Below are 26460 nucleotides of genomic sequence, written 5' to 3'. Positions count from 1 at the left end.
CGCCCGGGCCGACGCCTTCGCTGGCAAGCCAGCTCCTACACAGACGGTAACGCCCATCCCCCCGTAGGAGCCGGCTTGCCGGCGAAGAGGCCAGCAAAGCTTGCACTGCCCGGGCCGATGCCTTCGCTGGCAAGCCAGCTTATACGGCAATTTCAGGTGCCGCCGCCAACCGTGGCGGGGCGTGCTCTTGGCCAAACCGGTCACGCAACTTGATAGCTTTGACCATTGTTCCGCGAGGGCTCTGGCGCCAGTATTTCCCTGATTTTCATGAGGTTCCCATCCTAATAAGAACAGTGAGGGATTCTGGCAATGCGCAACTACCTGTCTGCTATCAAGGAATTCGATTATCAGCACACCATGGAGTCGGCCCTGGCGGGCTCGCTCTCAGCCCTCAATGCCTGTGTCGAGTGCTGCGACCGGCATGCCTTGCCCGGGCGCATCGCGCTGTTCTGGGAAGGCCGGGACGGCAGCAGCGCCAGCTACACCTTCACTGAACTGCAGGACAAGGCCGGGCGCCTGGCCAACTTCTTCCTGGCCCAGGGGGTCGGCAAGGGCGACAAGGTCGCCGGGCTGCTGCCACGCAATGTCGAACTCTTGATCACGGTGCTGGCCACCTGGCGCATTGGCGCGGTGTACCAGCCGCTGTTCACCGCCTTCGGCCCCAAGGCCATCGAGCACCGTCTCAACAGCTCCAAGGCCAAGCTGGTGGTCAGCGACGCGGTGAACCGGCCCAAGCTGGCGGAAGTCGCCGAATGCCCGACCATCGTCACGGTCGCAGGCGCCAAGGGCCAGGGCATCGTGCGCGGTGACTTCAGCTTCTGGGCCGAGCTGGAACAGTACCCGGCCCAGTGCGAGCCCGTGCTGCTGACCGGCGAAGACCCATTCCTGCTGATGTTCACCTCGGGCACCACCGGCCCCTCGAAAGCCCTGGAAGTGCCGCTCAAGGCCATAGTCGCGTTCCAGGCCTACACCCGCGACGCCGTGGACCTGCGCCCGGAAGACGCCTTCTGGAACGTCGCCGACCCGGGCTGGGCCTACGGCATCTACTTCGGCGTCACCGGGCCCTTGGGCCTGGGCCACCCGATCACCTTCTACGATGGCCCCTTCACCCTGGAAAGCACCTGCCGGGTGATCAACAAGTACGGCATCACCAACCTCACCGGTTCGCCCACTGCCTACCGCCTGCTGATCGCTGGCGGCGACCAGTTCGCCCGTTCGATCAAGGGCCGCCTGCGTATCGTCAGCAGCGCCGGCGAGCCGCTCAACCCTGAAGTCATCCGCTGGTTCGCCGAACAGCTGGGCGTGGTGATCCACGACCACTACGGCCAGACCGAGCTGGGCATGGTGCTGTGCAACCACCACGGCCTGGAGCACCCGGTGCATGTCGGCGCCGCCGGTTTCGCCTCGCCGGGCCACCGCATCGTGGTGCTGGATGAGCACTACCAGGAACTGGGCGTCGGCCAGCCGGGGATTCTGGCCATCGACCGCAGCCAGTCACCCATGTGCTGGTTCGCCGGTTACGCCGGGGTGCCGACCAAGGCCTTTGTCGGCAACTACTACTTAAGCGGCGACACCGTGGAGCTGAACCAGGACGGCAGCATCAGCTTCGTGGGCCGCAGCGACGATGTCATCACCACCTCCGGCTACCGGGTCGGCCCGTTCGACGTGGAAAGCGCACTGATCGAACACCCGGCCGTGGTGGAAGCGGCGGTGGTGGGCAAGCCCGATCCGGAGCGCACCGAACTGGTCAAGGCCTTCGTGGTGCTCAGCGAGCAGTACCGCGCCACCGATGAGCTGGCAGAGGAGTTGCGCCAGCACGTGCGCAAGCGCCTGGCGGCTCATTCCTACCCCCGTGAAATCGAATTTGTCAGCGAATTGCCGAAGACCCCAAGCGGCAAATTGCAGCGCTTTATCTTGCGCAACCAGGAAATCGCCAAGGCTCAAGAGGCCGCGGCGTCAACAGCTACCGCATGAACAGGATTTGAATGATGGACATTGCAAACCAGGTGTTTCTCGTCAGTGGCGGCGCTTCCGGCCTGGGAGCCGCCAGCGCCGAAATGCTGGTCGCCGCCGGCGCCAGGGTGATGCTGGTGGACCTCAATGCCGAGGCCGTGGCGGCCAAGGCCCAGCAGCTGGGCTGCCAGAGCGTGGTGGCCGACATCAGCCAGGAAGCCGCGGCCGAAGCGGCGGTGCAGGCCACGGTCAAGGCCTTTGGCGGGCTCAACGGCCTGGTCAACTGCGCCGGCATCGTGCGTGGCGAGAAAATCCTCGGCAAGAACGGCCCCCACGCCCTGGCCAGCTTCAGCCAGGTGATCAACGTCAACCTGATCGGCAGCTTCAACCTGCTGCGCCTGGCTGCAGCAGCCATTGCCGAAAGCCCGGCCAATGCCGACGGCGAGCGCGGGGTGATCATCAACACGGCGTCCATCGCCGCCTTCGACGGGCAGATCGGCCAGGCGGCCTACGCTGCCTCCAAGGGCGCCATCGCCAGCCTGACCCTGCCGGTGGCCCGGGAGCTGGCACGCTTCGGCATCCGGGTGATGACCATCGCCCCGGGTATTTTCGAAACCCCGATGATGGCCGGCATGAGCGACGAAGTGCGGGCCGGCCTGGCCGCCGGCGTGCCATTCCCGCCACGCCTGGGCAAGCCCGCCGAGTACGCCGCGCTGGTGCGGCACATCATTGAAAACAGCATGCTCAACGGCGAGGTGATCCGTCTCGACGGCGCCTTGCGCATGGCCGCCAAGTAAGGAGGATTCATCATGTCCATTGCCCAAGATCCGATTGTCATCGTCAGCGCCGTCCGTACCCCCATGGGCGGTTTCCAGGGGGACCTCAAAGGCCTCAGCGCGCCGCAACTGGGGAGCGAAGCCATTCGCGCCGCAGTCCAGCGCGCCGGCATTGCACCGCAGGCGGTCGAAGAAGTGCTGTTCGGCTGCGTGCTGTCCGCCGGCCTCGGCCAGGCCCCGGCCCGTCAGGCCGCCCTGGGCGCCGGCCTGGACAAGGGCACCCGCTGCACCACCCTGAACAAGATGTGCGGTTCCGGCATGGAGGCCACCATCCTGGCCCACGACATGCTGCTGGCCGGCAGTGCCGAGGTGGTGATCGCCGGTGGCATGGAAAGCATGTCCAACGCCCCGTACCTGCTGGACCGCGCTCGCAGCGGCTACCGCATGGGCCACGGCAAGGTGCTGGACCACATGTTCCTCGACGGCCTGGAAGACGCCTACGACAAGGGCCGCCTGATGGGCACCTTCGCCGAGGATTGCGCCGAGGCCAACGGCTTTACCCGCCAGGCCCAGGACGATTTCGCCGTGGCTTCCCTGACCCGTGCCCAGCAGGCGATCAAGGACGGCCTGTTCAAGGACGAGATCGTTCCCCTGCAGGTGATGGTCGGCAAGGAGTCGAAGCTGATCAGCGACGACGAGCAGCCGCCCAAGGCCAAGCTGGACAAGATCCCCACCTTGAAACCGGCGTTCCGCGACGGTGGCACCGTGACTGCGGCCAACTCCAGCTCGATCTCCGACGGCGCCGCGGCCCTGGTGCTGATGCGCCGCTCCGAAGCTGACAAGCGCGGCCTCAAGCCCCTGGCAGTGATCCACGGCCACGCGGCCTTCGCCGATACCCCCGGGCTGTTCCCGGTGGCCCCGGTGGGTGCCATCGAGCGGCTGATGAAGAAGACCGGCTGGTCGTTGAACGAGGTCGACCTGTTCGAGATCAACGAAGCCTTCGCCGTGGTCAGCCTGGTCACCATGAGCAAGCTGGAAATCCCCCACGCCAAGGTCAACGTGCACGGCGGCGCTTGCGCCCTGGGCCACCCGATCGGCGCTTCCGGTGCGCGGATCCTGGTGACCCTGCTGTCGGCCCTGCGCCAGAAAGGCCTCAAGCGTGGCGTGGCCGCGATCTGCATCGGCGGTGGTGAAGCCACGGCCATGGCCGTTGAATGCCTGTAACGAGGAATCCCGATGTTGCCCAATGACGAACAACTGCAGATCAGCGACGCGGCCCGGCAATTCGCCCAGGAGCGCCTCAAGCCTTTCGCCGCCGACTGGGACCGCGAGCACCGCTTTCCCAAGGAAGCCATTGCCGAGATGGCCGAGCTGGGTTTCTTCGGCATGCTGGTGCCCGAGCAGTGGGGCGGGTGCGACACCGGCTACCTGGCCTATGTCATGGCCCTGGAGGAAGTCGCCGCCGGTGATGGCGCCTGTTCCACCATCATGAGCGTGCACAACTCGGTGGGCTGCGTGCCGATCCTCAAGTTCGGCAACGATGACCAGAAGGAACGCTTCCTCAAGCCCCTGGCCAGTGGCGCCATGCTCGGCGCCTTCGCCCTGACCGAACCCCAGGCCGGCTCCGATGCCAGCAGCCTGAAAACCCGGGCCCGCCGCGACGGCGACCACTATGTGCTCAACGGCTGCAAGCAGTTCATCACCTCCGGGCAGAACGCCGGGGTGGTGATCGTGTTCGCTGTCACCGACCCGGCGGCCGGCAAGCGCGGCATCAGCGCCTTTATCGTGCCCACCGACTCGCCGGGCTATAAGGTCGCGCGCATCGAGGACAAGCTCGGCCAGCACGCCTCCGACACCTGCCAGATCCTCTTCGAGGATGTGAAGGTGCCGCTGGCCAACCGCCTGGGCGAGGAGGGCGAGGGCTACAAGATCGCCTTGGCCAACCTTGAAGGCGGGCGCGTGGGCATTGCCTCGCAATCGGTGGGCATGGCCCGGGCCGCATTCGAAGCGGCACGAGATTACGCCCGCGAGCGCGAAACCTTCGGCAAGCCGATCGTCGAGCACCAGGCCGTGGCCTTCCGCCTGGCGGACATGGCCACCCAGATCGCCGTGGCGCGGCAGATGGTGCACTACGCCGCGGCCCTGCGCGACAGCGGCAAGCCGGCGCTGGTGGAGGCCTCGATGGCCAAGCTGTTCGCCTCGGAAATGGCCGAGAAGGTCTGTTCCGCGGCCTTGCAAACCCTGGGCGGCTATGGCTATTTGAGCGACTTCCCGGTGGAGCGGATCTACCGCGATGTGCGCATCTGCCAGATCTACGAAGGCACCAGCGACATTCAGCGCATGGTCATTTCGCGCAATCTCTGACTTTTAGCAGGAGCTGATTCATGAGCTACGAAACCATTCTGTTGGACATCAAGGGTCGGGTCGGCCTGATCACTCTCAACCGCCCCCAGGCGCTGAACGCCCTCAATGCACAGATCGTCGGCGAGGTGAACCAGGCCCTGGATCGCCTGGAAGCCGACCCGCAGATCGGCTGCATCGTCATCACCGGTTCCAAGAAAGCCTTCGCCGCCGGTGCCGACATCAAGGAAATGGCCGAGCTGAGCTACCCGCAGATCTACCTCGACGACCTCTTCAGCGACAGCGACCGCGTGGCCAACCGGCGCAAGCCGATCATCGCCGCGGTCAACGGCTTCGCCCTGGGCGGCGGTTGCGAACTGGCGCTGATGTGCGACTTCATCCTGGCCGGCGACAACGCCAAGTTCGGCCAACCGGAAATCAACCTCGGCGTGCTGCCGGGCATGGGCGGCACCCAGCGCCTGACCCGCGCGGTAGGCAAGGCCAAGGCCATGGAAATGTGCCTGACCGGGCGTTTTATCGACGCCGTGGAAGCCGAGCGTTGCGGCATCGTCGCACGCATCGTGCCGGCCGATGAACTGGTGGAAGAAGCCCTGAAAGTGGCAGCGGTGATTGCCGGCAAATCGATCCCGGTGAGCATGATGATCAAGGAAAGCGTGAACCGCGCCTTTGAAGTCAGCCTGTCCGAGGGCGTGCGCTTCGAGCGCCGGGTATTCCACGCCGCCTTCGCCACCCAGGACCAGAAAGAAGGCATGGCCGCCTTCATCGCCAAGCGTGACCCGCAGTTCAAGGATCAGTAACCGCAGCGTCCTAGCCACGTAGGAGCTGGCTTGCCAGCGAAGGCGTCCCCGAGGGCAGCGCATGACTCAGGGGCCTGCTCGCCGGCAAGCCGGCTCCTACGAGGGAACAGCCAAAAAAAATCGCAGCCCCGGCTGCGATTTTTTGTTTTCGGCGTCAATGTCTACAGCTGGTAATGCTTCAACTCGCGAGCGATCAGCAGGCGCTGGATCTCGCTGGAGCCTTCGTAGATCTGGGTAATTCGCGCATCGCGGTAGTAGCGTTCCACCGGATAGTCTTCCAGGTAGCCGTAGCCGCCATGGATCTGCATGGCCGAGGAGCAGACCTTCTCGGCCATTTCCGAGGCGAACAGCTTGGCCTGGGAAGCCTCCGACAGGCACGGCTGGCCCGCGCTGCGCAGGCGCGCGGCGTGGAGGATCAGCAGGCGGGCGGCATTCAGGCGGGTGTGCATGTCGGCCAGCAGGTTGGCGATGCTCTGGTGTTCGATGATCGGCTTGTCGAACTGCACCCGCTCCCGGGCGTAGGCCAGGGCGGCTTCAAAGGCGGCGCGGGCGATGCCCAGGGCCTGGGCGGCGATGCCGATGCGCCCGCCTTCGAGGTTGGACAGGGCGATGGCCAGGCCCTTGCCCCGTTCACCCAGCAGGTTGGCCTCGGGGATGGTGCATTGGTTGAGGGTCACGGCGCAGGTGTCGGAGGCGCGGATGCCCATCTTGTGTTCGGTGCGGTCGACGATGAAGCCCGGGGTGTCGGTGGGCACCAGGAACGCCGACAGGCCTTTCTTGCCCAGTTCCGGGTCGGTCACTGCAAAAACGATGGCTAGCTGGGCGCGCTTGCCGTTGCTGACGAACTGCTTGGCGCCGTTGATTACCCACTGGCCGTCCCGCAGTTCGGCGCGGGTGCGCAGGTTGTGCGCCTCGGAGCCGGCCTGGGGTTCGGTCAGGCAGAAGCAGCCGATGGCTTCGCCAGCGGCCAGGCGCGGCAGCCATTGCTGCTTTTGTTCCTGGCTGCCGTAGTTGAGGATCGGCCCGCAGCCCACCGAGTTGTGGATGCTCATCAGGGCACCGGTGGCGCCGTCGCCGGCGGCGATTTCTTCCACTGCCAGGGCATAGGCCACGTAGTCCAGGTAGCTGCCGCCCCATTCCTCGGGAACCACCATGCCCAGCAGGCCCAGTTCGCCCATCTTGCGCACCAGGCCATCGTCGATCCAGCCGGCCTTTTCCCAGGCCTGGGCATGGGGGGCGATCTCGCCTCGGGCGAAGTCCCGGGCCATGTCGCGGATCATCACTTGCTCTTCGGTCAGTTCAATGTCGTGCATGAGTTCAGCTCCCGCTGCCGTCAAAACCGCTGAAGAAGCTCGCCACCCGATCGGCGTCGAGGGCCGCCAGGGTGGGCGGATTCCAGTGCGGAGTCTTGTCTTTGTCGATGATCAGGGCGCGTACGCCTTCCATCAGGTCGCCACGCTCGAACCACTGCCGGTCCAGGTGCAGTTCCAGGGCGAAGCATTGTTCCAGGCTCAACTGGCGGCCGTGGCGCAGCATTTCCAGGGTCACGGCCATGGCCAGGGGAGAGCGGGTTTCCAGCAGGTCGGCGGTGCTGCGCGCCCATTCATGGCTGTCGGCAACGGTGACGGTACGCAGTTGCTCGACGATGCTGGGTAGGTCCGCCTGGGCGAAGAAGTGGTCGATGACCGGGCGCAAGGCTTGCAGGGGCGCATCGGGCAGGGTCTGCACCGCGAGCCTGGCCAGCAGGCCTTGCAGGTCCTTGAGGGGCGAGTCGCTCCAGTGCAGGCGGTCCAGGCGCTGGTTCAGCAGGTCCAGCTTGCTGCTGTCCAGGTGCCAGTCGGCCAGGCCGCAGTACAGGGCATCGGCGGCGCGGATCTGCACGCCGCTGACTCCGAGATAGATCCCCAGCTCACCGGGTATGCGCGACAGGAAGTAACTGCCGCCAACATCCGGGAAGTAACCGATGGCCACCTCCGGCATCGCCAGGCGGCTGCGCTCGGTGACTACCCGCAGGTCGGCGCCTTGCACCAGGCCCATGCCGCCACCCAGGACAAAACCGTCCATCAGCGCCAGCACCGGCTTGCGGTAGTGGTGGATGGTCAGGTCAAGGGCATATTCCTCGACGAAGAAGTCTTGGTGCAGGCTGTCGCCGCTGTGGTAGCTGTCGTACAGCGAGCGGATATCGCCGCCGGCGCAGAAAGCCTTGTCCCCCGCGCCACGCAGGACGACGGCGTGGATCAACGGATCCTGGGCCCAGTGGTCCAGGTGCTGCTGCAAGGTGCGGACCATCGACAGGGTGATGGCGTTGAGGCCGGCGGGGCGGTTTAGGGTCAGGTAGCCGATGTGGTTGCGCACCTCGACCAACACTTCGTCCGGGGTGGCGTCGGGGGCCTGGCTCGCCTGGGATGAAACCTGAGCAGTCATCACTAACTCCCTGCTTTTATTGTTTTTTATATGAGGCTCGCGCGCGAGCATCGGCGGATCGTAGCAGTGCAAATTTGCCAATTACAACCCGGAAAGCTGCAGGTCGACTGTGCATTTTTGCATGACAAAAAAACACGCCCTGGCCTTGCGCAACCGCTCTGGACCAAGGTGTAGAGCCTTGACGACAGAATCGGCTGTGAAATAGCCGTGATCAGCCGATCCCGGCTGTTTCAGGCGCCCCTTACGACACCTGGGCCACTTCGGCAGTTGGCATTCTGGCGCTCCGTTGCAGCGTAGACCGCGGCAACCAGGAACGGGTTCGGCTCTGCGCGCCAAACCCGGCCAATAACAACAAGAACCCGACTGCGGCGACCCCGCATCCACTCTCTGCCCCTGTCACAAGTGGGGCCTGGCATTGCTGCCGGGCCGCTATAAATCCAAATAATCCGGGACTCTGAAGATGACTAAACACTGGCTGGCTGTGCCGTTACTGGCAATTGCGTGCGTTTCCATGGGCGCCAGCGCCAAGGAATGGAAAGAACTGCGCTTTGGCGTCAACCCGAGCTATCCGCCCTTTGAATCCACCACGGCAGGCGGCGGCGTGCAGGGCTTCGGTGTCGACCTGGGCAACGCCATCTGCGCCGAGCTCAAGCTCAAGTGCGTGTGGGTCAGCAACGACTTCGACGGCCTGATCCCGGCACTCAAGGCCGGCAAGTTCGACGCCATCGAGTCCTCCATGACCGTTACCGATGCGCGGCGCAAGCAGATCGACTTCAGCGACCGGCTGTACGCCGGCCCCACGGCCATCGTCACGCGCAAGGGCTCCGGCCTCGAACCCACCGGTGAATCGCTGAAGGGCAAGACCCTGGGCTACATGCAGGGCACCGTCCAGGAAACCTACGCCAGGGCCAAGCTGGGCCCGGCGGGGGTCAAGCTGCGGGCCTACCAGAACCAGGACCAGGTCTATGCCGACCTGGTCTACGGCCGGCTGGACGCCTCGATCCAGGACAAGCTGCAAGCGCAGATGAGTTTCCTCGCATCACCCCAGGGCGCCGACTTCGAGAACAGCGTCGGCATCAGCGACCCTCTGGTGCCGTCGGAGATCGCCATTGGCCTGCGCAAGGACCAGGACGAGCTCAAGGCCATGCTCAATGGCGCCATCCAGGCGCTGCATGAGAAGGGCATCTACGCCCAGATCCAGCGCAAGTACTTCGGCGACCTCGACCTCTACAACAACTGATCGCCCACGGCGGGCCCCGGGACTGTTACCCAGTATCCCGGGCCCGGCCGTGGCCCGAGCAAGGTGATTGGCGTGAATACCTTTCTGACTCTGTTGGGCCTGGACCTCGAGGTCCTGCAAGGCTATGGGCCGCTGTTGCTGCACGGCGCCTGGATGACCCTGAAACTCTCCGCCCTGGCGCTGCTGGTGAGCATGCTCCTGGGGTTGCTGGGGGCGGCGGCCAAGCTTTCGCCGCTGCGCCTGCTGCAGATCCCGGCGACCTGCTACACCACCTTGATCCGCGGCGTACCGGACCTGGTGCTGATGCTGCTGATCTTCTACAGCCTGCAGGGCTGGCTCACGGCCCTGACCGAACTGCTGGACTGGCCCTATATGGAGATCGACCCCTTCGTGGCCGGGATCGTGACCCTGGGCTTCATCTACGGCGCCTATTTCACCGAGACCTTTCGCGGGGCAATCCTCAGCGTGCCCCGGGGCCAGCAGGAAGCCGCGGCGGCCTTCGGCCTGAGCCGCATGCAGCGCTTTCGCCACGTGGTGTTCCCGCAGATGATGCGCTTCGCCTTGCCGAGCCTGGGCAATAACTGGCTGGTGCTGCTCAAGGCTACGGCGCTGGTGTCGATCATCGGCCTCACCGACCTGGTCAAGGTGGCCCAGGAAGCCGGCAAGAGCACCTTCAACATGCTGGATTTCCTGCTCCTGGCGGCGGCCCTGTACCTGCTGATCACCAGCGCTTCGAACCAGCTGCTGCGGCGCCTGGAACGGCACTACAACCAGGGCGTGCGAGGGCTGTCGCGATGATCGAACTGATCCAGGAATACTGGCGGCCGTTTCTGTTCACTGACGGCGAGAGCCTTACCGGGCTGGCCATGACCCTGTGGCTGCTGGTGGCCAGCCTGGCCATGGGTTTTGTCCTGTCGCTGCCCCTGGCCATTCTGCGCACCTCGCACTGGGCGCTGCTGCGCTGGCCGGTGCAGTTGTTCACCTATGTGTTTCGCGGCACGCCTTTGTACATCCAGCTGCTGATCTGCTACAGCGGCCTGTACGGCATTGCCGCGATACGCCAGCAGCCGTTGCTCGAAGCCTTCTTCCGCGATGCCATGAACTGCACCTTGCTGGCCTTCACCCTGAACACCTGCGCCTACACCGTGGAGATCTTCGCCGGGGCCATCCGCAGCATTCCCTATGGCGAGATCGAGGCAGCCCACGCCTATGGCCTGAGCGGCTGGCGCCTGTACTGGCGGCTGATCCTGCCTTCGGCCCTGCGCCGGGCGCTGCCGTACTACAGCAACGAGGTGATCCTCATGCTGCACGCCACCTCGGTGGCCTTCACCGCCACCATCCCGGACATCCTCAAGGTGGCCCGGGACGCCAATGCCGCCACCTTCATGACCTTCCAGGCCTTCGGCATCGCCGGCCTGTTGTACCTGGGGCTGTCCTTCGGCCTGGTGGCGGCCTTCCGCCTGGCGGAGCGGCGCTGGCTGAGCTTCCTCGGCCCGGCTCACTGACGCTCCTTTCCTCTTTTTCCTATCCAGAACCTTGCTGCCAGCGGCGGGGTTCCAGGAGTCTGCGATGTACAAATTGACCGTTGAAAATCTCTACAAGCGTTTTGGTGACAACGAGGTGCTCAAGGGCGTCTCGTTGAAGGCCCGGGCCGGAGACGTGGTGAGCATGATCGGCGCCAGTGGCTCGGGCAAGAGCACCATGCTGCGCTGCATCAACTTCCTGGAGCGGGCCGATGCCGGGGCCATTGCCCTGGACGGCGAGGCGATTGTCACCCGCGATGCCCCAGGCGGCATGCAGGTGGCCAGCCCGGCCCAGTTGCAGCGCCTGCGCACGCGCCTGGCCATGGTGTTCCAGCACTTCAACCTGTGGAGCCACCTCAGCGTGCTGGAGAACATCATGCTGGCGCCGTGCCGGGTGCTGGGCATTGGCCGCAAGGAGGCCGAAGCCAGTGCCCGGGCCTACCTGGACAAGGTGGGCTTGGCGCAACGGGTGGCCGAGCAGTACCCGGCGTTCCTGTCCGGTGGCCAGCAACAGCGGGTGGCGATCGCCCGGGCCCTGGCGGTGGAGCCGCAGATCCTGCTGTTCGACGAGCCGACCTCGGCGCTGGACCCGGAACTGGTGGGGGAGGTGCTGAAGGTGATCCAGGCCCTGGCCGAAGAGGGGCGGACCATGCTCATGGTCACCCATGAAATGAGCTTTGCCCGACAAGTGTCGAGCCAGGTGTTGTTCTTGCATCAAGGGCGGGTCGAGGAGCAGGGTAGCCCGGCGATTCTCGACCAGCCGCAGAGTGAACGTTTGCAGCAGTTTCTATCCGGCCGTTTGAAGTGAGGGAAGACATCCATGGCGGACATCCGCGACCTGTCGATCGTGCTTGATCGAATCGACCAGGCGATCATCGAGGTTCTGCGCCACGAAGGGCGCATCACCTACCAGAAACTCTCCGAGCGCGTGCACCTGACCCCCAGGCCGTGCCTGGAACGGGTGCGCAAGCTGGAGCAGCTCGGGGTCATCCGTGGCTACGGGGCCATCCTCGACGAAAAGAAACTCACCCCGGGGCTGTCGCTGCTGGTGCTGGTGGCCTTGTCCAACCAGAGCGGGCGGGCGGCGCAGAAAGCCTTCGAGGCCAAGGTCCGGGCCTGCCCCCAGGTGCTGGAATGCCGGCTGATCAGCGGCGCCTTCGACTACAGCCTGCGCATGCGCTGCCGGGACATGGAGCACTACCGGGTGCTGACCGAAGTCTGGTTCGACGACCCGGATCTGCACATCGACAAACTGGTCAGCCACCCTGAGCTGGCGATGGTCAAGACCGGCATGGAATAACCCCCGTACGCCCCCCGCCGCAGGAGCCGGCTTGCCGGCGAACAGGCCCGCAAGCCTTGCACCGCTCGCAAGATCGCCTTCGCTGGCAAGCCTGCTCCTGCAGGTCGCATGTCGATGTTTTCAGGAGGTGCGAAATCGGCTGGGGCAACCCGTGCTTTCAGCCATTTCCTGCCGTGCAGGCCCGCCGTTCAGCCGGGTTTTGTCCCGACAAAAAAACACAATGGGCCCCTCTGAAACCTCATTGATTGCGTGCCCCATGCAGACTACCCATAGCGTTTTGATGATTCGCCCCACGCGTTTTTCGTTCAACCAGGACACTGCCGGCAACAACCATTTCCAGCGCCCGCCCGGTGCCGCCGAAGACGTGCAGGCCAAGGCTCTGCAGGAGTTCGACGGCTACGTCGCGACGCTGCGCGAGCATGGGGTCCGGGTGCTGGTCCATGAAGACGGCGCCGCACCCCATACCCCGGATTCGATCTTTCCCAACAACTGCTGGAGCAGCCACCCCGACGGCACCCTGGTGCTGTACCCGATGCAGGGCCGCAACCGCCGCCTGGAGCGCTACAAGGGGGTACTGGCGCACCTGCACGAGCAGTACCAGGTGAACCGCACCCTGGATCTCACCTCCCTGGAGCAGGAGGAACTGTTCCTCGAAGGCACCGGCAGCATGGTCCTGGATCGCCAGCAGCGCATCTGCTACGCCGGCTACTCGACCCGCACCCACGCCCGGGCCCTGGACCAGCTGGTGGCGCACCTGGGTTACGAGCTGTGTGCCTTTCATGCCCGGGACCGCCAGGGTGAGCCGATCTATCACACCAACGTGATGATGAGCGTCGGCAGCCAGCTGGCGGTGGCCTGCCTGCTGGCCCTGGACGATGCACAGGAGCGGGCGGCCCTGCGCCAGCGCCTGGAAAGCAGCGGCAAACAGCTGCTGCCCTTGACCTGGGCCCAGTTGGAATCCTTCGCCGGCAATATGCTGGAAGTCCACAACAGTGCCGGCGAGCCGCTGCTGGTGATGTCCCGCAGTGCCTGGCGCTCCCTGGATGCCGAGCAGCGCCGGCTGATCGAGCGCCATGTGCAGCCGGTGCCGGTGAACATCGACACCATTGAACGCATCGGCGGCGGCAGCGCCCGCTGCATGCTGGCGGAAATCTACCTGCCCGAACGTCAACCTCAGCTGGAGCTCTCGCGATGATCGTCCGTCCCGCCACCCTGGCCGATTTGCCGGCGCTGCTGGCCCTGGCCCACAGTGCCGGTGCCGGCCTGACCACCTTGCCCGCCGACGCCGGGCGCCTGCGGTCACGCCTGCAATGGGCCGAGCAGACCTTCGCCGGCCAGGCCTCGCGGGCCGATGCCGACTACCTGTTCGTGCTGCAAAGCGCGCAGGGCGAGGTGGTCGGCATCTGCGCCCTGGCCGGCGCCGTGGGCCTGCGCGAGCCCTGGTACAACTATCGGGTCGGGCTGTTTGTCGCGGCCTCGAAAAACCTGGGGATCAACCAGCAACTGCCGACCCTGTTCCTGGGCAACGACATGACCGGCCATTCGGAACTGTGCTCGCTGTTCCTGCATGCCGACCACCGCCAGGGGCTCAACGGGCGCCTGCTGTCCAAGGCGCGCTTCCTGTTCCTGGCCGAGTTCCGCGAGCTTTTCGGCGACAAGGTGATCGCCGAGATGCGTGGCTATTCCGACGAGCAGGGTGTGTCGCCGTTCTGGGAAGGCCTGGGCCGGCACTTTTTCAAGATGGATTTCGCCGACGCCGACTACCTCACCGGCCTTGGCAACAAGACCTTCATCGCCGAGCTGATGCCCAAGTTTCCCTTGCCCACCTGCCTGCTGCCGGAGCCGGCACGGGCAGTGATCGGCCGGGTGCACCCCAATACCGAACCGGCCCTGGGCATGCTCAAGGCCGAAGGTTTTGCCTTCAAGGACTACATCGACATCTTCGACGGCGGGCCCCTGATCGAATGCGCCACCGGCGACATCCGCGCAGTGCGCGACAGCCAGGTGCTGCAACTGAGCATCGGCACCCCGGGGGAGCAGGCCCAGCCCTACCTGGTCCACAACCGTCAGTTCGCCGACTGCCGGATCAGCGTGGCGGCGGCGCGGGTCGCCGCCGGCACCCTGATTGTCAGCCGTGACAGCGCCCGGGCCCTGGGGTTGCCGGCCGGGGCCTCGGTGCGGGCGGTGAGCCTGGCGGTGCCGGCGCGGCAAATGTCCGCAGCCTAGAAGCGTCGTGGCGCGAGCGCCGCTACAATGGCGCTCGAATTTTCTGCCGGCGAGGCACCATGGACATCGATCTGGCCCGCACCTTCCTGGAAATCGTCCGCAGCGGCAGCCTGATCGCTGCTGCCGAGCGCCTGCACCTGACCCAGACCGCCATCAGCGCCAGGGTGCAGAACCTGGAAGGCCAGCTCAACTGCAAGCTGCTGGTGCGCAACCGCGCCGGCGCCCGGCCCACCGCCGACGGCGAGGCCTTCATCAGCTACGCCAACCAACTGGTGCAGACCTGGGAGGCAGCCCAGCGCGACCTGCCGCTGCTGGCCGGCTACCGCAATGTGCTGCACATCGGCGGCGAGCTGAGCCTGTGCAGCCCGCTGATGCTCAACTGGGTGCGGCGCCTGCGCCAGGCGTTGCCCAACCACGCCGTGCGCACCCAGATCGGCGAAGGCGCCAGCTTGCAGCGGCAACTGGAGCTGGGCGTGCTGGACGCCGCGCTGGTGTTCCAGCCGCTGTACTCGCCGGGCTTGCAGGTGGAGCAGTTACTGGAGGAAAAACTGATCCAGGTGCGCTTGGCCGGGCGCCCCGAGCCCTATGTGTACATCGATTGGGGCGAGGACTTTCGCCGCCAGCACGACGCCGCGCTACCTGCGCAGGCCAAGGCGGCAGTGGGCTTCAACCTCGGGCCGCTGGCCCTGCAGTTCATCCTCGATGCCGGTGGCAGCGGCTATTTCCGCACACGCGTGGTGCAGAGCTACCTGGACAGCGGTGTGCTGGAGCGGGTGGAAAAAGCCCCGGAATTCAACTTCCCCACCTACCTGCTGTACGCCCGCGAGCGCGATACCCCAGAGCTGCAACAGGCGTTCGCGGTACTGCGGGAAGTGATCGAAAGCGACACCGACTGGTCCCAGCGCTGGTCGCCGATGGTCTGAAACCCGGCAACCTGGCAGGCGAGGAGGCCCTTGAGTGATGGATTGTCCTTGAGGGCGCCTTGGCGGGCAAGCCGGCTCCTGGCGCTGGCTGTCAGCGGCGTGAGGCGAGCACCTGGCCGATGCTGCGGCGCCGGGCGTGGGCTTCGCTGGCATGAATCAGCTGTTCGAGGTCTTCGGGGGTGACGTCGAAGAACTCCTCCATCTCCGCCAGGGCCAGTTTCAGGTCCTGGGCCGTGATCGCCAGGCTGTCGCTGGCAGCGGTTGCTGGCAGGAGCGCCGGAGCTTCGCTGGGGCCCTTGGGGTAACGGGTGCGCGTCAGGTTGTTGTAGGCCAGGGCGCTGAGCAACAGGCTGGCGGCGGCCAGCATCACCGGCCCCAGCTCGTACCAGTCCAGGGCCACGCTGGCCGGGTCCGCCAGTACCAGGGTCAGGGCCAGGGCGCCGGCCGGCGGGTGCAGGCAGCGCAACCAGCACATCAGCACCAGGGCCATGCCCGCCGCCAGGCAGGCACTGCCCAAGGTACGGCCCAGTACATGGGCCACCGCCAAGGCCATGACGGCGGCACAGAGGTAGCCGCCAAGAATCGACCAGGGCTGGGCCAGGGCGCCTGAAGATACCGCGAACAGCAGCACCGCCGACGCGCCCAGAGGGCCGATCAGGTGCAGGGCCACCGGCATGCCGAAGACCTGGGCACAGAGCCAGACACTGAACAGGGTGCCCAGGGCCATGCCGATGGCGGCGCGGCTCCATTCCAGTGGGCGGGTATTGATGGCGGCGGGTTTCCAGCGGGCGAACATCGGTAAACGCTTTCCAATCCAGAACGACAGGCAAAAAGAAGGGCTTGCCTGGATGACCAGAAAGCCCTTGAACGTTCCAACATTTGGGGGAGGAACCGGCACAGTGTGCCGAGGAATCTTGCGCCTGACAAATTCATAATAATGCTGCTTCAGTGCATTTATTTTGCACTTAAATACGACGACCCCTGTAGGAGCCGGCTTGCCGGCGAAGAGGCCCTTGAGTGTGGTGTAGCCCTGGCGGACGCCTTCGCTGGGAAGCCAGCGAAGGCAGCCAATTCCTCACCGGTTTCTACAGCGTAAGGCGCATGGCGCAGCGGCGCGCCGCGGGCAGGCCGTACCGGGCTTCATCGGCCAGTACCTGGCACAGCCGTGGGCCCAGTTGCGCCTGTTCGAGGGTGACAAAGCCCTGGCGCTGGTAGAAGGGTTCGTTCCAGGGCAGTTCGCGGAAGGTGCTCAGGGTCAGGGCTTCAAGCTGCTGCCCCAGAGCGTATTGCCGCGCCGCCTGCAACAGGCGCTTGCCGATGCCCTGGCCCTGGTGGCCGCCGGCGACGGAAATCTCCCACACATGCAGTTCCCGGTTGCAGGCTTCGGCGTTGAGAAAGGCGCAAGGGATGTCATCCGCCGTCACCGCCACCCAGACCGGGTGGCGCTGGATATTGGCGCGGTGGCTCGGTGCGTCGGCCACTGCGGCGTCTGCCAGCCAGGCCAGTTGCGCATCGGAGCGAAACAGTTCGGCAGCGCAGGTTTCAATGGCGGGAAGAAAGTCGGCGTCGGTCACCCGCGCCCGGCGGATCTCAATAGTCATGGGCGCGAGTGTAGGCAGCGGGCAGGGGCCGTGCAACGCTTTCAGGGTTGCGCGGCGGTTGGCCCGGGCAGGTGCAGGAGGACGAAGTCGTTCTTGTCGAAACGCCCGCTCAACACCGGCTTCAGGTCGGCCAGCGGCGTATTCTGCAGGCTGGCCAGGTCGCTCTGATCGAGGATGACCCAGGCCGGGCCGGGTACCTGAGCCAGGGCGTCTGGGCTTTCGGTGAACTGCGGTTGCAGATCCCGGTCCAGGTTGACCATGAACTTGATGGCCTTGGCGTCCTTGCCCATGCGGTGCAGGACCACCGGTGCCGGGTCGGCCTCGATCAGTTGCATGGCGCTGTGGCTGAAGGTGCGCGTGTCATAGAGACGGTGCTCCACCGGTTCGAAGACTCCGATGTAACAGGCCCAGACTGCCAGCACTGCGCTGTAGGCCAGGCCCACGGCGCGCCACTGGCGCTTGAACAGCAGCCCCAGGGACAACAGCTGCAACAGGCCGAGCACCAGCAGCATCGGCGTCAACGAGTCGAGCTGCTCGGGGAATTTGCGCCGCAGCACCAGCAAGCCGATGATCAGCAGCCCCGGCAGCAGCAGCCACAGGCCCTGGATCGCCCCGCGCAGCCAGGCCAGCAGCCGTCCGCGGCCGGCCTGGAACGGATAGGCGGCAATGATCGCCGCCATGGGCAGCATCGGCAGCAGGTAGCGGGCCTTTTTCGCCTGGGGAATCGACAGGCCGATCATCACGATCAACCCGGCCGCGGTGCACAGGCGCAACAGTTTCAGGCCCGGGCCCTGTTCCGTGGCGCGGGTCAGCAGCACGGCCAGCCACGCCAGGATCGCCAGGGGGTAGGCCAGGGCGTAGTTGCCCAGGGAACTGGTGAAGTAATAGAAGACATCGCTGGAGCCTTCGCTGCCGTCCATGCGCCCCATGAACTGCATGCGGATCACATCGTCGACGAAGGCCTGGCCGCCACTGAGCTTGGCCAGCCACAGCAGCAGGCCGACGCAGGCCACCAGCAGCGCCAGGGCGCTGAAACCGACGCTGAACAGCCGCCGCCACTGGCCATTGAGCAGGTAGTAGCTGCACAGCATGCCGGTGGGAATCACCAGGCCGATGGGCCCGCGAATGGCAAAGCCCAGCACCAGCAGGAGGAAGATCCAGCCCAGGCGCCGGCGGGTACCGAAATGGTCATGGGCGTAGCCCAGGTAGAACACGGCCAGGGACACCGCAGCCAGCATCTGGTCCAGGGACACGGCGCGGGTTTCACTGATAAAGGTGTTGCTGAGCAACAGCAGGGCAACGCTGAGCAGGGCCCAGGTGCGGGAATAGGGCGCCAACAGGCGATAGATCAGGCTGACGATCAAGGCCGAGGCGATGGCCGTGGGCAACCAGGCGGTAAGGCTGGTGACTTGCCCCCCTGGCAGGGAGAACAGCCAGACCAGCAGGGTCGAGGCGCTGGAGTAGTCGGCGTAGGGTTGGCCGTAGGTGGTGGGGAAGAACCCCGGCCCGTGGCGCAGCATTTCCTTGGCAAACAGCACGAAGCGCGAATCGAAGCCGATCGCCGACTGGTGGTCGGCGCCGACGCAGAACAGCAGCAGGGCCAGCAACCCCAGCCCCAACGATTGCCAAAGAAGAGTGTTCGAAGGGGAGGAGTGACTGGTGTTCATTCAGGCCTCAGCAGACCACTGCTGGTGGGGGATCGGCAGGTTGCGCGATTCACCGCGGCCAATCGGGAAGTAGGTGAAGCCGTTGCGCGCCAGGCGCTCGGCGTCGTACAGGTTGCGCCCGTCGAAGATCACCGGCGCCTTGAGACGCTGCTGGATCAGGTCGAAATCCGGTGCCTTGAACTGCTGCCACTCGGTGCAGATGACCAGGGCGTCGGCGCCCACCAGTACCGATTCCGGGGTACCCATGAGCATCAGGCGCGGCTCGTCCGGGTACAGGCGCTGGGTTTCCTGCATGGCTTCGGGGTCGAAGGCCCGCACCTGGGCACCGGCGGCGAACAGCGCATCGAGCAGTACCCGGCTCGGGGCGTCGCGCATGTCGTCGGTGTTGGGCTTGAACGCCAGGCCCCACAAGGCAAAGGTCTTGCCTTTGAGGTCGCCCTTGTAGAACGCCTTGATGCGTTCGAACAGTTTGTGCTTCTGCCGCTCGTTGATGGCTTCCACCGCTTGCAAAAGGTCGCTGGAGCAATGGGCTTCCTGGGCGCTGTGAATCAGCGCGCGCATGTCCTTGGGGAAGCACGAACCGCCGTAGCCGCAGCCCGGATAGATGAAGTGGTAGCCGATGCGGGTGTCGGCGCCGATCCCCAGGCGCACCGATTCGATGTCGGCCCCCAGGTGTTCGGCCAGCTCGGCGATCTGGTTGATGAAGCTGATCTTGGTCGCCAGCATGCAGTTGGCGGCGTACTTGGTCAGCTCGGCGCTGCGCAGGTCCATGAACATGATGCGGTCATGGTTGCGGTTGAACGGTGCGTACAGGTCGCGCATCACATCGCGCACTTCTTCGCGCTCGCAGCCGATGATGATCCGGTCCGGCCGGCGGCAGTCGGTGACCGCCGAGCCTTCCTTGAGGAATTCCGGGTTGGAGACGATATCGAATTGCAGCGCACGGCCATCCAGGACCTTCTCGATGTGGGCCTTCAAGGTGTCGCCCGTGCCCACCGGTACGGTGGATTTTTCCACCAGGATTACCGGCTGCTCACGGTGACGGGCCACCGCGTCGCCCACTGACAGCACGTAGCGCAGGTCCGCCGAACCGTCTTCGCTGGAAGGCGTGCCCACGGCGATGAACAGCACCTGGCCATGCTGCACCGCGAGTTTTTCATCGTGGGTGAAGTGCAGGCGCTTGGCTTCGAGGTTTTCCTTGACCAGGCTGGCCAGCCCCGGCTCGAAGATGCTCACGTGTCCCTGTTGCAGCTGTTTGACCTTTTGCTCGTCGATGTCCATGCAGATGACATCGTGGCCGACTTCAGCCAACACGGCAGCCTGTACGAGGCCGACGTAACCACTTCCAAATACACTGATTTTCATGGGGTATTCCTGGGACTTGTCGCGGGTGCAGATCGAGAGTTGATGGTGATGACCCCGAGGATGACCAGGGCCACCCCGAGGGTTTTGGAAAGCGTGAAAGGTTCGTTGAACAACGGCAGGCTGGCGGCCAGCAGGTAGACCAGGGCGTAGCTGATGCTGAGCAGCGAATAGGCCCGGCCCAGCGGCAGGTCGCGCAAGGCCAGCAGCCAGCAGAGCATCGACAGCGCATAGGCGGCGATGGCCGCTGCCACCACCGCCAGGGCGGCCAGGTCGACGCTGCCGGCACTCAACGCCGGCAACCACTGATCCGGAGCGGGCAGGCGGGTCATGCTCCAGCGCATGCCCAGCTGGGCGCCGCTGACCAGGGCCACGCTGCCCAGGGCGAAGGCAAACCCCTTGGCCCGGCTCATGCGTGGCGACTCAACAGCAGCACGCCGCCGATCACCAGGGCCACGCCGAACCAGTGGCGCCGGTCGATGTGCTCACGGAATACGAAGTGGGCAATCAGGGTGATGAAGACGAAGTTCAGGCTGAGCATCGGGTAGGCCACGCCCACCTCCATGCGTTGCAGCACCAGGAGCCACACCAGCAGGCCCAGGCCGAGGCTGAACAGAGCCAGCCACAGCCAGCCCGAGCGCAGTTTCTGCAGGGCGCTGGAAGGCTGGCCGCGCCAGCTTTCCACGGCGAACTTCTGCGCCACCTGGCCCAGGCAGGTCAGCCCGCAGGCCAGCAACAAAAGCAGCAGGCTCATGGCCGGCTCTGGGGAATGATGAAGATCACGATATTGCCTTGCTCGTAGCGCTTGGCATCCTTGGGCAGCAGCTCGACTTCATGTTCCTCGTCGCTGCTCTTGACCCGCATCACCACGCCGATCGAACCCTGCTTGCGGGCCTCGGCGATCCACGGCTGGACCTGATTGAGGTCGACCTTGCGCGCGGCAGTGTCTTCGTAGCCCAGGCCGTATTTCACTTCGCCTTCGGTGTTGTACAGGGTCACGTCGGGGCGACGCAGGCGCCAGGCCAGGGCGGAGGCAGCTCCCAGGTCGTTGCTCAGCAGGGCCTTGGCCTGGCCCAGCTCGGCCACGTGATCGATGATGAACTGGTCGGGGATCTTGTTGTAGACCACCGAGTTGGGCAGCGCTGCCGGGGCCAGGGCCACCAGCAGGAAGCTGCCCAGGGCCGGCGCCGCCCACAGGGTCAGGGGGCGCATGGCTTGCAGCAGGTTGCTGAGGATCCAGCCCAACAGCAACACATACACCAGCACCAGGTGCTGCGGCTCGTCCACATACACCGGCTTTTTCATCTGGAAGTACACCAGGGCCAGCAGCCCCAGCAGGCCGGCCACCAGGTTGAGCACGCCGTTGAATGCCAGCAGCCGGGTCTTGCCGGCAGCCAGGCGGTCCACCAGGGTGTTGCCCATCAACAACGCCAGGGGCAACAGGCACGGCAGGATATAGGCCGGCAGCTTGCCCTTGCTCAGGCTGAAGAAGGCCAGGGGCAGCACCAGCCACAGCAGCAGGAAGCCGCTGCTGTTCTGGCGCCGCTGTTGCCAGGCCTGCTTCAGGCCGGCCGGCAGCAGCAGCACCCAGGGCACGCTGAACCCCACCAGCAACGGCAGGTAGTACCACCAGGGCGAGGCGTGCTGGGCATCATCACCGGCAAAACGGCGGATGTGCTCGTGCCAGAAGAAGAAACGCCAGTAGTCCGGTTCCTGGGAGTGCACCGCCAGGGCCCAGGGCAGGCTGATGAGAATGGCCACCAGCACACCGATGCCGCCATAGATCAGCAGCGAGCGCAGGCGCTTCTGCCAGATGGCGTAGGGCAGGGCCACCAGCACCGGCAGCAGCCAGGCCAGAAAGCCCTTGGTCATGAAGCCCATGCCGCAGGCCAGGCCCAGCGCCACCCAGGCCAGCACCTGGCCGCGGGTTGTCCGGCAGTCGAAGGTGAACCACAGCGCCACCAGGCTCAGGTTGACCCAGAAGGTGAATTGCGGATCGAGGTTGGCGTAGCCGGCCTGCAGCGCGACCACGGTAAAGCTCATGTAGAGCAGGGCGCTGGCCAGGCTCTTGCGCGGATCGTTCCACAGGCGCCGGGCCAGCAGGTAGGCCAGGACCACGCTCAGGCCGGTGCTCAGGGCCGAGGCCACGCGCACGCCGAACAGGTTGTCGCCAAACAGCGCCTGGCCGATGGCGATCATCCAGTAGCCGGCCACCGGTTTCTCAAAATAGCGGATGCCCATGAAGTGCGGCGACGCCCATTTGCCGGTCAGGAGCATTTCCTGGCTGATCTGCGCGTAGCGGGTTTCATCGGGAATCCACAGGCCGTGGGTGGCCAGGGGCAGCAAGTAGAACAGGCCGAACGCGATCAGCAGCAGCGGCAGAGCCCAACGTCTGGTCATGCGCCTTGCACTCCCAGCCAGCCTTCACGGCCTTCCAGCACACCGCGCACCACCTTGCCCGCGGGCAGGCTGGCCAGATCCGCCGGGAGCATGTCGCCCAGGGGTTGGAAGTGGATGTCGCGCTGCCTGGCGCTGGCCAGCAGCTGGCGAAAATCGTTGGCCATGAGAATCCCTTCTACTTCTGCATGCACGGTATAGACGTTGAGTTTGTCCGGGCTGAACCGGTCGAGGATGTAACTGTTGAAATCCTTGGCGGCCACCACCGGCCCGACTACTTCGTCGAAGGTCGGCAGGTCCACCGGAATCTGTGGTGCGCCCAGGCTGCCGTCCGCCAGGCGTGGCAGGAACAGGCTCTGGCCGCGGCAGTCGCTGTTGTAGCGAAAGCCGAATTGCTGTTTGGCTTCGATGACGCGTTCGTCGGCGCGCCAACCGGCGGACGCCGAGCAGCTCACCGCTTGCCCGAGAATATCGTTGAGGCTGTCGACGCCACGGCGGATATGTTCGATCAGCTGTGCCTGGCTCCAGCGCCCGGTATTGGCCTGCCAGCCGTGGTGATCCCAGGCGTGCAGGCCGACTTCGTGGCCGGCGGCCAGGGTCTGGCGCATCAAGTGCCCCAGGTCCCGGCCAATGGGTTTACCCGGCCAGGCAGTGCCGGCCAGGAGAATGTCCCAGCCGTACAGGCCCGCGGCATTGGACCGCAGCATTTTCCAGAGGAACTGCGGACGGATCAGGCGCCACAGGTGGCGCCCCATGTTGTCCGGCCCGACGCTGAAGAAGAAGGTGGCCTTGACCCCGGCTTCATCCAGCGATTCGAGCAGCCGCGGCACCCCCTCCCGGGTGCCGCGGTAGGTATCGACATCAATGCGCAGACCTGCCTGCATCAGCGTGCTTCTTGCTTGGCGCGGTCGGCGATTTCCAGCATCGCTTCACGCAGGAAGAAGTCCAGGGTATTGCCGATGGTTTCGCTCATTTCCACGGTCGGCTCCCAGTTCAGCAGGCGCTTGGCGTTGTCGATGCTTGGCTTGCGGTGTTCCACGTCCTGGTAGCCGGCACCGTAGAACGCCTTGCTCTCCACATCGCGGAAACCGGCGAACGGCGGGAAGTTGCCGCGCAGCGGGTGAGCTTCGAACTGGCGCAGCAGCTCTTCGCCCAACTGACGGATGCTGGCTTCGTTGTCCGGGTTGCCGATGTTGATGATCTGGCCGTTGCAGCAGTCGTTTTCGTTGTCGACGATGCGTGCCAGGGCTTCGATGCCGTCGGCGATGTCGGTGAAACAGCGCTTCTGCTCGCCACCATCGAACAGACGGATCGGGGTGCCTTCCACCAGGTTGAGGATCAACTGGGTGATGGCCCGGGAGCTGCCGATGCGTGCCGAGTCCAGGCGGTCCAGGCGCGGGCCCATCCAGTTGAAGGGACGGAACAGGGTGAAGTTCAGGCCCTTGGCGCCGTAGGCCCAGATCACCCGGTCCAGCAGCTGCTTGGAGACCGAGTAGATCCAGCGCTGCTTGTTGATCGGGCCGACGATCAGGTTGGAGGTGTCTTCGTCGAAGTTCTTGTCCTGGCACATGCCATAGACTTCCGAAGTCGACGGGAAGATCACGCGCTTGTTGTACTTGACGCAGTAGCGAACCAGCTTGAGGTTCTCTTCGAAGTCCAGCTCGAACACGCGCAGCGGGTTGCGGGTGTACTCGATCGGGGTGGCGATGGCCACCAGTGGCAGGACCACGTCGCACTTCTTGATGTGATATTCGATCCACTCGGAGTGGATGCTGATATCGCCTTCGACGAAGTGGAAGTTCGGATGGCTGCGCAGGCGCTCGATGGCGTCGGAGCCGATGTCCAGGCCATAGACGTCGTACTTGTCGTCACGCAACAGGCGCTCGGACAGGTGGTTACCGATAAAGCCGTTGACGCCCAGGATCAGTACGCGGGTGCGACGTGGCTTGCGCCCCGACTCGGCGCCGCGCAGCAGGGAACCGTCCACCAGGCCCAGTTCGTTGGCCAGTTGCGGGCCACCCAGGAACAGGCCGTTGGCGTTGCGCTGGCCGGAGGTGATCACCAGGGAGTCCTGGCCACAGGCGATGCGCAGCGGGTCGACGCTGATGACCCGGCCCGGGGCCTGGCCTTCGTTGCCCTTGGCGACTTCGGCGCTCCAGACGATCAGCTTGTGCTCGCCCACGGCGCAGAAGGCGCCCGGGTAGGGTTGAGTCACGGCGCGCACCAGGTTGAACAGCTCTTCGGCCGGACGCTGCCAGTCGATCTTGCCGTCCGCCGCGGTGCGACGACCGAAGTAGCTGGCCTTGGACTCGTCCTGGGCGGTTTCGGTGATCTTGCCCTGGGCCAGTGCCGGCAGGGTGTCGCGCAGCAGGCTGGCGGCGGCGTCACGCAGTTTGTGGTGCAGGCTCAGCGCGGTGTCGCTGCGCTCGATGGCCACACGCTCCTGGGCAATGATGGCGCCGGCATCGGCACGCTTGACCATACGGTGCAGGGTCACGCCGGTTTCGGTTTCGCCCTTGACCAGCACCCAGTTGGCCGGTGCGCGGCCACGGTAGCGCGGCAGCAGCGAGCCGTGCAGGTTGAACGCGCCCTTGCTGGCAGTGGCCAGCAGCGGCTCGCTCAGCAGGTTGCGGTAATAGAAGGAGAACAGGTAGTCGGGGTTGAGCTTGGCGATGCGCTCGATCCACAGCGGGTGGTTGGCATCTTCCGGGGCATGCACGGCAATGCCCTTGCGGGCGCAGAGCTGGGCCACCGAGCCGTAGAAGGTGTTTTCCTTGGGGTCGTCGGCGTGGGTGAACACGGCGGCGATCTCGTAACCTGCGTTGAGCAGGGCTTCGATGCCAGCACAGCCAATATCGTGGTAGGCGAAGACAACAGCTTTATTGCTCATGGCGAAACCTGATCAGTATGAGTGGAAGTTAAACCGTCGACAGTCACAGCAGGGGCCGGGGCCGCAGGCTGGCTGCGCGAGACTTTTTCGATGAAGAAACGCGGGCGGGCCCGCACGTCGCTGTACATGCGTCCCAGGTATTCACCCAAAAGACCCATGCCGATGAACTGGCCACCGGTGAACACGAACAGCACCGCGAACAGCACGAAGGTGCCGTCGCCGGCCCAGGTGGCGCCGAAGATCAGGCGCAGCACGATCAGCATCAGGGCAAACAGCGCGCCGAGGCCGGCCATGCCGAAACCGATGATGCTCAACAGCCGCAGGGGCGTGGTGGTCATGCAGGTGATCAAGTCGAACATCAGGTTGATCAGGCGCATCGGGCTGTACTTGGAGTCGCCGTGCTCGCGCTCGGCGTGCTCCACCAGCACCTCGGTGGTGTGCCGGGCAAAGCTGTTGGCCAGGATCGGGATGAAGGTGCTGCGCTCGGTGCAGGCCAGCATCGCGTCGATGATGGTCCGGCGATAGGCCCGCAGCATGCAGCCGTAGTCGCTCATGGCCACACCGGTGGAACGCTGCACGGCCAGGTTGATCAGCTTCGAGGGCCAGCGGCGGAACGCCGAGTCCTGCCGGTTGTTGCGCACGGTGCCGACCACGTCGTAGCCCAGCTCGGCCTGAGCCACCAGGCGCGGGATTTCCTCCGGCGGGTTCTGCAGGTCGGCGTCGAGGGTGATTACTACATCGCCACGGCACTGCTCGAAGCCGGCCATGATCGCCGCATGCTGGCCGTAGTTGCGGTTGAGGATCACCGCCACTACCGGGCTGCCTTCGCGCTCGGCGGCAGCTTGCAGGATGTTCGCCGACTCGTCGCGGCTGCCGTCGTCCACCAGGACGATTTCAAACTCGTGCTTGAGCTGGCGGCAGGCCGCTTCGGTGCGCCGCAACAGCTCGGGGAGGCTCTGTTCTTCGTTGTAGACCGGGATCACGATCGACACGAACTGAATCGGATAAGGTTTCAAAGGC

The 26460-nt window shown here is 65.1% G+C and carries 25 protein-coding genes; 13 read left to right on the top strand and 12 right to left on the bottom strand.

Annotated features, from left to right (window positions below):
- The first annotated feature begins 309 nt into the window (after window positions 1–309).
- From AC07R1_RS05095 to AC07R1_RS05075, 5 genes are read left to right on the top strand one after another with little or no spacing between them, the layout of a single operon-like run.
- Window positions 310–1974 (top strand): AMP-binding protein, encoded by a 1665-nt coding sequence (locus AC07R1_RS05095; RefSeq protein WP_011061355.1) that lies wholly within the window; start codon window positions 310–312, stop codon window positions 1972–1974.
- 14 nt (window positions 1975–1988) lie between these two features.
- Window positions 1989–2750 carry an SDR family NAD(P)-dependent oxidoreductase gene (locus tag AC07R1_RS05090; RefSeq protein ID WP_011061354.1) on the top strand — a complete coding sequence of 254 codons (762 nt, stop codon included), beginning with the start codon at window positions 1989–1991 and terminating at the stop codon, window positions 2748–2750.
- A gap of 12 nt (window positions 2751–2762) precedes the next feature.
- Window positions 2763–3953 (top strand): acetyl-CoA C-acyltransferase, encoded by a 1191-nt coding sequence (locus AC07R1_RS05085; RefSeq protein ID WP_011061353.1) that lies wholly within the window; start codon window positions 2763–2765, stop codon window positions 3951–3953.
- 12 nt (window positions 3954–3965) lie between these two features.
- Window positions 3966–5093 (top strand): acyl-CoA dehydrogenase, encoded by a 1128-nt coding sequence (locus AC07R1_RS05080; protein WP_065364088.1) that lies wholly within the window; start codon window positions 3966–3968, stop codon window positions 5091–5093.
- Window positions 5094–5113: 20 nt separating this feature from the next.
- The gene (locus AC07R1_RS05075) at window positions 5114–5887 is read left to right on the top strand and encodes an enoyl-CoA hydratase (RefSeq protein ID WP_011061351.1); all 774 of its coding nucleotides are present in this window, start codon (window positions 5114–5116) and stop codon (window positions 5885–5887) included.
- A 161-nt stretch (window positions 5888–6048) separates the two neighbouring features.
- Here the strand turns inward: AC07R1_RS05075 and AC07R1_RS05070 are convergent, their stop codons facing one another.
- Both AC07R1_RS05070 and AC07R1_RS05065 read right to left on the bottom strand, forming a co-directional pair.
- Entirely contained in the window at window positions 6049–7200 is a 1152-nt protein-coding gene (locus AC07R1_RS05070; protein ID WP_011061350.1) for an acyl-CoA dehydrogenase family protein, read from the bottom strand.
- A gap of 4 nt (window positions 7201–7204) precedes the next feature.
- Entirely contained in the window at window positions 7205–8311 is a 1107-nt protein-coding gene (locus AC07R1_RS05065; protein ID WP_495110222.1) for an enoyl-CoA hydratase/isomerase family protein, read from the bottom strand.
- A gap of 460 nt (window positions 8312–8771) precedes the next feature.
- On the opposite strand from AC07R1_RS05065, the gene AC07R1_RS05060 reads away from it, so the two are divergent.
- The 8 genes from AC07R1_RS05060 to AC07R1_RS05025 all read left to right on the top strand — a co-directional run bounded on the left by AC07R1_RS05060 (window position 8772) and on the right by AC07R1_RS05025 (window position 15523).
- Window positions 8772–9551 (top strand): transporter substrate-binding domain-containing protein, encoded by a 780-nt coding sequence (locus AC07R1_RS05060; RefSeq protein WP_011061348.1) that lies wholly within the window; start codon window positions 8772–8774, stop codon window positions 9549–9551.
- A 72-nt stretch (window positions 9552–9623) separates the two neighbouring features.
- Complete coding sequence (locus tag AC07R1_RS05055) at window positions 9624–10349, top strand: ABC transporter permease (RefSeq protein ID WP_011061347.1); 726 nt, start codon at window positions 9624–9626, stop codon at window positions 10347–10349.
- Window positions 10346–11056, top strand: coding sequence for an ABC transporter permease (locus AC07R1_RS05050; protein ID WP_011061346.1), 711 nt, complete (start codon window positions 10346–10348; stop codon window positions 11054–11056). The genes AC07R1_RS05055 and AC07R1_RS05050 overlap by 4 nt, the downstream gene beginning before the upstream one ends.
- Window positions 11057–11120: 64 nt before the next feature.
- Entirely contained in the window at window positions 11121–11882 is a 762-nt protein-coding gene (locus AC07R1_RS05045; RefSeq protein ID WP_015635651.1) for an ABC transporter ATP-binding protein, read from the top strand.
- Between the two features lie 12 nt (window positions 11883–11894).
- Window positions 11895–12374: an Lrp/AsnC family transcriptional regulator gene (locus AC07R1_RS05040; RefSeq protein ID WP_011061344.1), complete on the top strand. Its 480-nt coding sequence runs from the start codon at window positions 11895–11897 to the stop codon at window positions 12372–12374.
- A gap of 256 nt (window positions 12375–12630) precedes the next feature.
- Window positions 12631–13569 (top strand): citrulline utilization hydrolase CtlX, encoded by a 939-nt coding sequence (gene ctlX / locus AC07R1_RS05035; RefSeq protein WP_011061343.1) that lies wholly within the window; start codon window positions 12631–12633, stop codon window positions 13567–13569.
- A complete protein-coding gene (gene astA / locus AC07R1_RS05030) occupies window positions 13566–14600 on the top strand; it encodes an arginine N-succinyltransferase (RefSeq protein ID WP_015635649.1) in 1035 nt (344 codons plus the stop codon). The genes ctlX and astA overlap by 4 nt, the downstream gene beginning before the upstream one ends.
- 59 nt (window positions 14601–14659) lie before the next feature.
- A complete protein-coding gene (locus AC07R1_RS05025) occupies window positions 14660–15523 on the top strand; it encodes a LysR family transcriptional regulator (RefSeq protein WP_011061341.1) in 864 nt (287 codons plus the stop codon).
- 91 nt (window positions 15524–15614) lie between these two features.
- Here the strand turns inward: AC07R1_RS05025 and AC07R1_RS05020 are convergent, their stop codons facing one another.
- The 10 genes from AC07R1_RS05020 to arnC form a co-directional block, all read right to left on the bottom strand.
- Entirely contained in the window at window positions 15615–16319 is a 705-nt protein-coding gene (locus AC07R1_RS05020) for an HPP family protein (RefSeq protein WP_015635647.1), read from the bottom strand.
- A 289-nt stretch (window positions 16320–16608) separates the two neighbouring features.
- Window positions 16609–17124, bottom strand: coding sequence for a GNAT family N-acetyltransferase (locus tag AC07R1_RS05015; protein ID WP_495110221.1), 516 nt, complete (start codon window positions 17122–17124; stop codon window positions 16609–16611).
- A gap of 41 nt (window positions 17125–17165) precedes the next feature.
- Window positions 17166–18791 (bottom strand): ArnT family glycosyltransferase, encoded by a 1626-nt coding sequence (locus AC07R1_RS05010; protein WP_368994949.1) that lies wholly within the window; start codon window positions 18789–18791, stop codon window positions 17166–17168.
- A complete protein-coding gene (locus AC07R1_RS05005; RefSeq protein ID WP_368994948.1) occupies window positions 18792–20156 on the bottom strand; it encodes a UDP-glucose dehydrogenase family protein in 1365 nt (454 codons plus the stop codon).
- Window positions 20153–20566, bottom strand: coding sequence for a 4-amino-4-deoxy-L-arabinose-phosphoundecaprenol flippase subunit ArnF (arnF, locus tag AC07R1_RS05000; protein WP_015635644.1), 414 nt, complete (start codon window positions 20564–20566; stop codon window positions 20153–20155). Before arnF ends, AC07R1_RS05005 begins: the two co-directional genes overlap by 4 nt.
- Complete coding sequence (gene arnE / locus AC07R1_RS04995) at window positions 20563–20907, bottom strand: 4-amino-4-deoxy-L-arabinose-phosphoundecaprenol flippase subunit ArnE (RefSeq protein ID WP_011061336.1); 345 nt, start codon at window positions 20905–20907, stop codon at window positions 20563–20565. The genes arnF and arnE overlap by 4 nt, the downstream gene beginning before the upstream one ends.
- On the bottom strand, window positions 20904–22553 hold the full coding sequence (gene arnT, locus AC07R1_RS04990; protein ID WP_495110220.1) for a lipid IV(A) 4-amino-4-deoxy-L-arabinosyltransferase: 1650 nt from the start codon (window positions 22551–22553) through the stop codon (window positions 20904–20906). Before arnT ends, arnE begins: the two co-directional genes overlap by 4 nt.
- Window positions 22550–23434: a 4-deoxy-4-formamido-L-arabinose-phosphoundecaprenol deformylase gene (gene arnD / locus AC07R1_RS04985; protein WP_495110219.1), complete on the bottom strand. Its 885-nt coding sequence runs from the start codon at window positions 23432–23434 to the stop codon at window positions 22550–22552. Before arnD ends, arnT begins: the two co-directional genes overlap by 4 nt.
- Window positions 23434–25440, bottom strand: coding sequence for a bifunctional UDP-4-amino-4-deoxy-L-arabinose formyltransferase/UDP-glucuronic acid oxidase ArnA (gene arnA, locus AC07R1_RS04980; protein ID WP_011061333.1), 2007 nt, complete (start codon window positions 25438–25440; stop codon window positions 23434–23436). The genes arnD and arnA overlap by 1 nt, the downstream gene beginning before the upstream one ends.
- Entirely contained in the window at window positions 25437–26456 is a 1020-nt protein-coding gene (gene arnC / locus AC07R1_RS04975; RefSeq protein ID WP_495110218.1) for an undecaprenyl-phosphate 4-deoxy-4-formamido-L-arabinose transferase, read from the bottom strand. Before arnC ends, arnA begins: the two co-directional genes overlap by 4 nt.
- Between the last annotated feature and the right edge of the window lie 4 nt (window positions 26457–26460).

This window comes from Pseudomonas sp. GW821-FHT07F01, assembly GCF_059418825.1.
The sequence above is the reverse complement of the archived record's forward strand: the minus strand, read 5'-3'. Positions and strand labels throughout refer to the sequence as shown.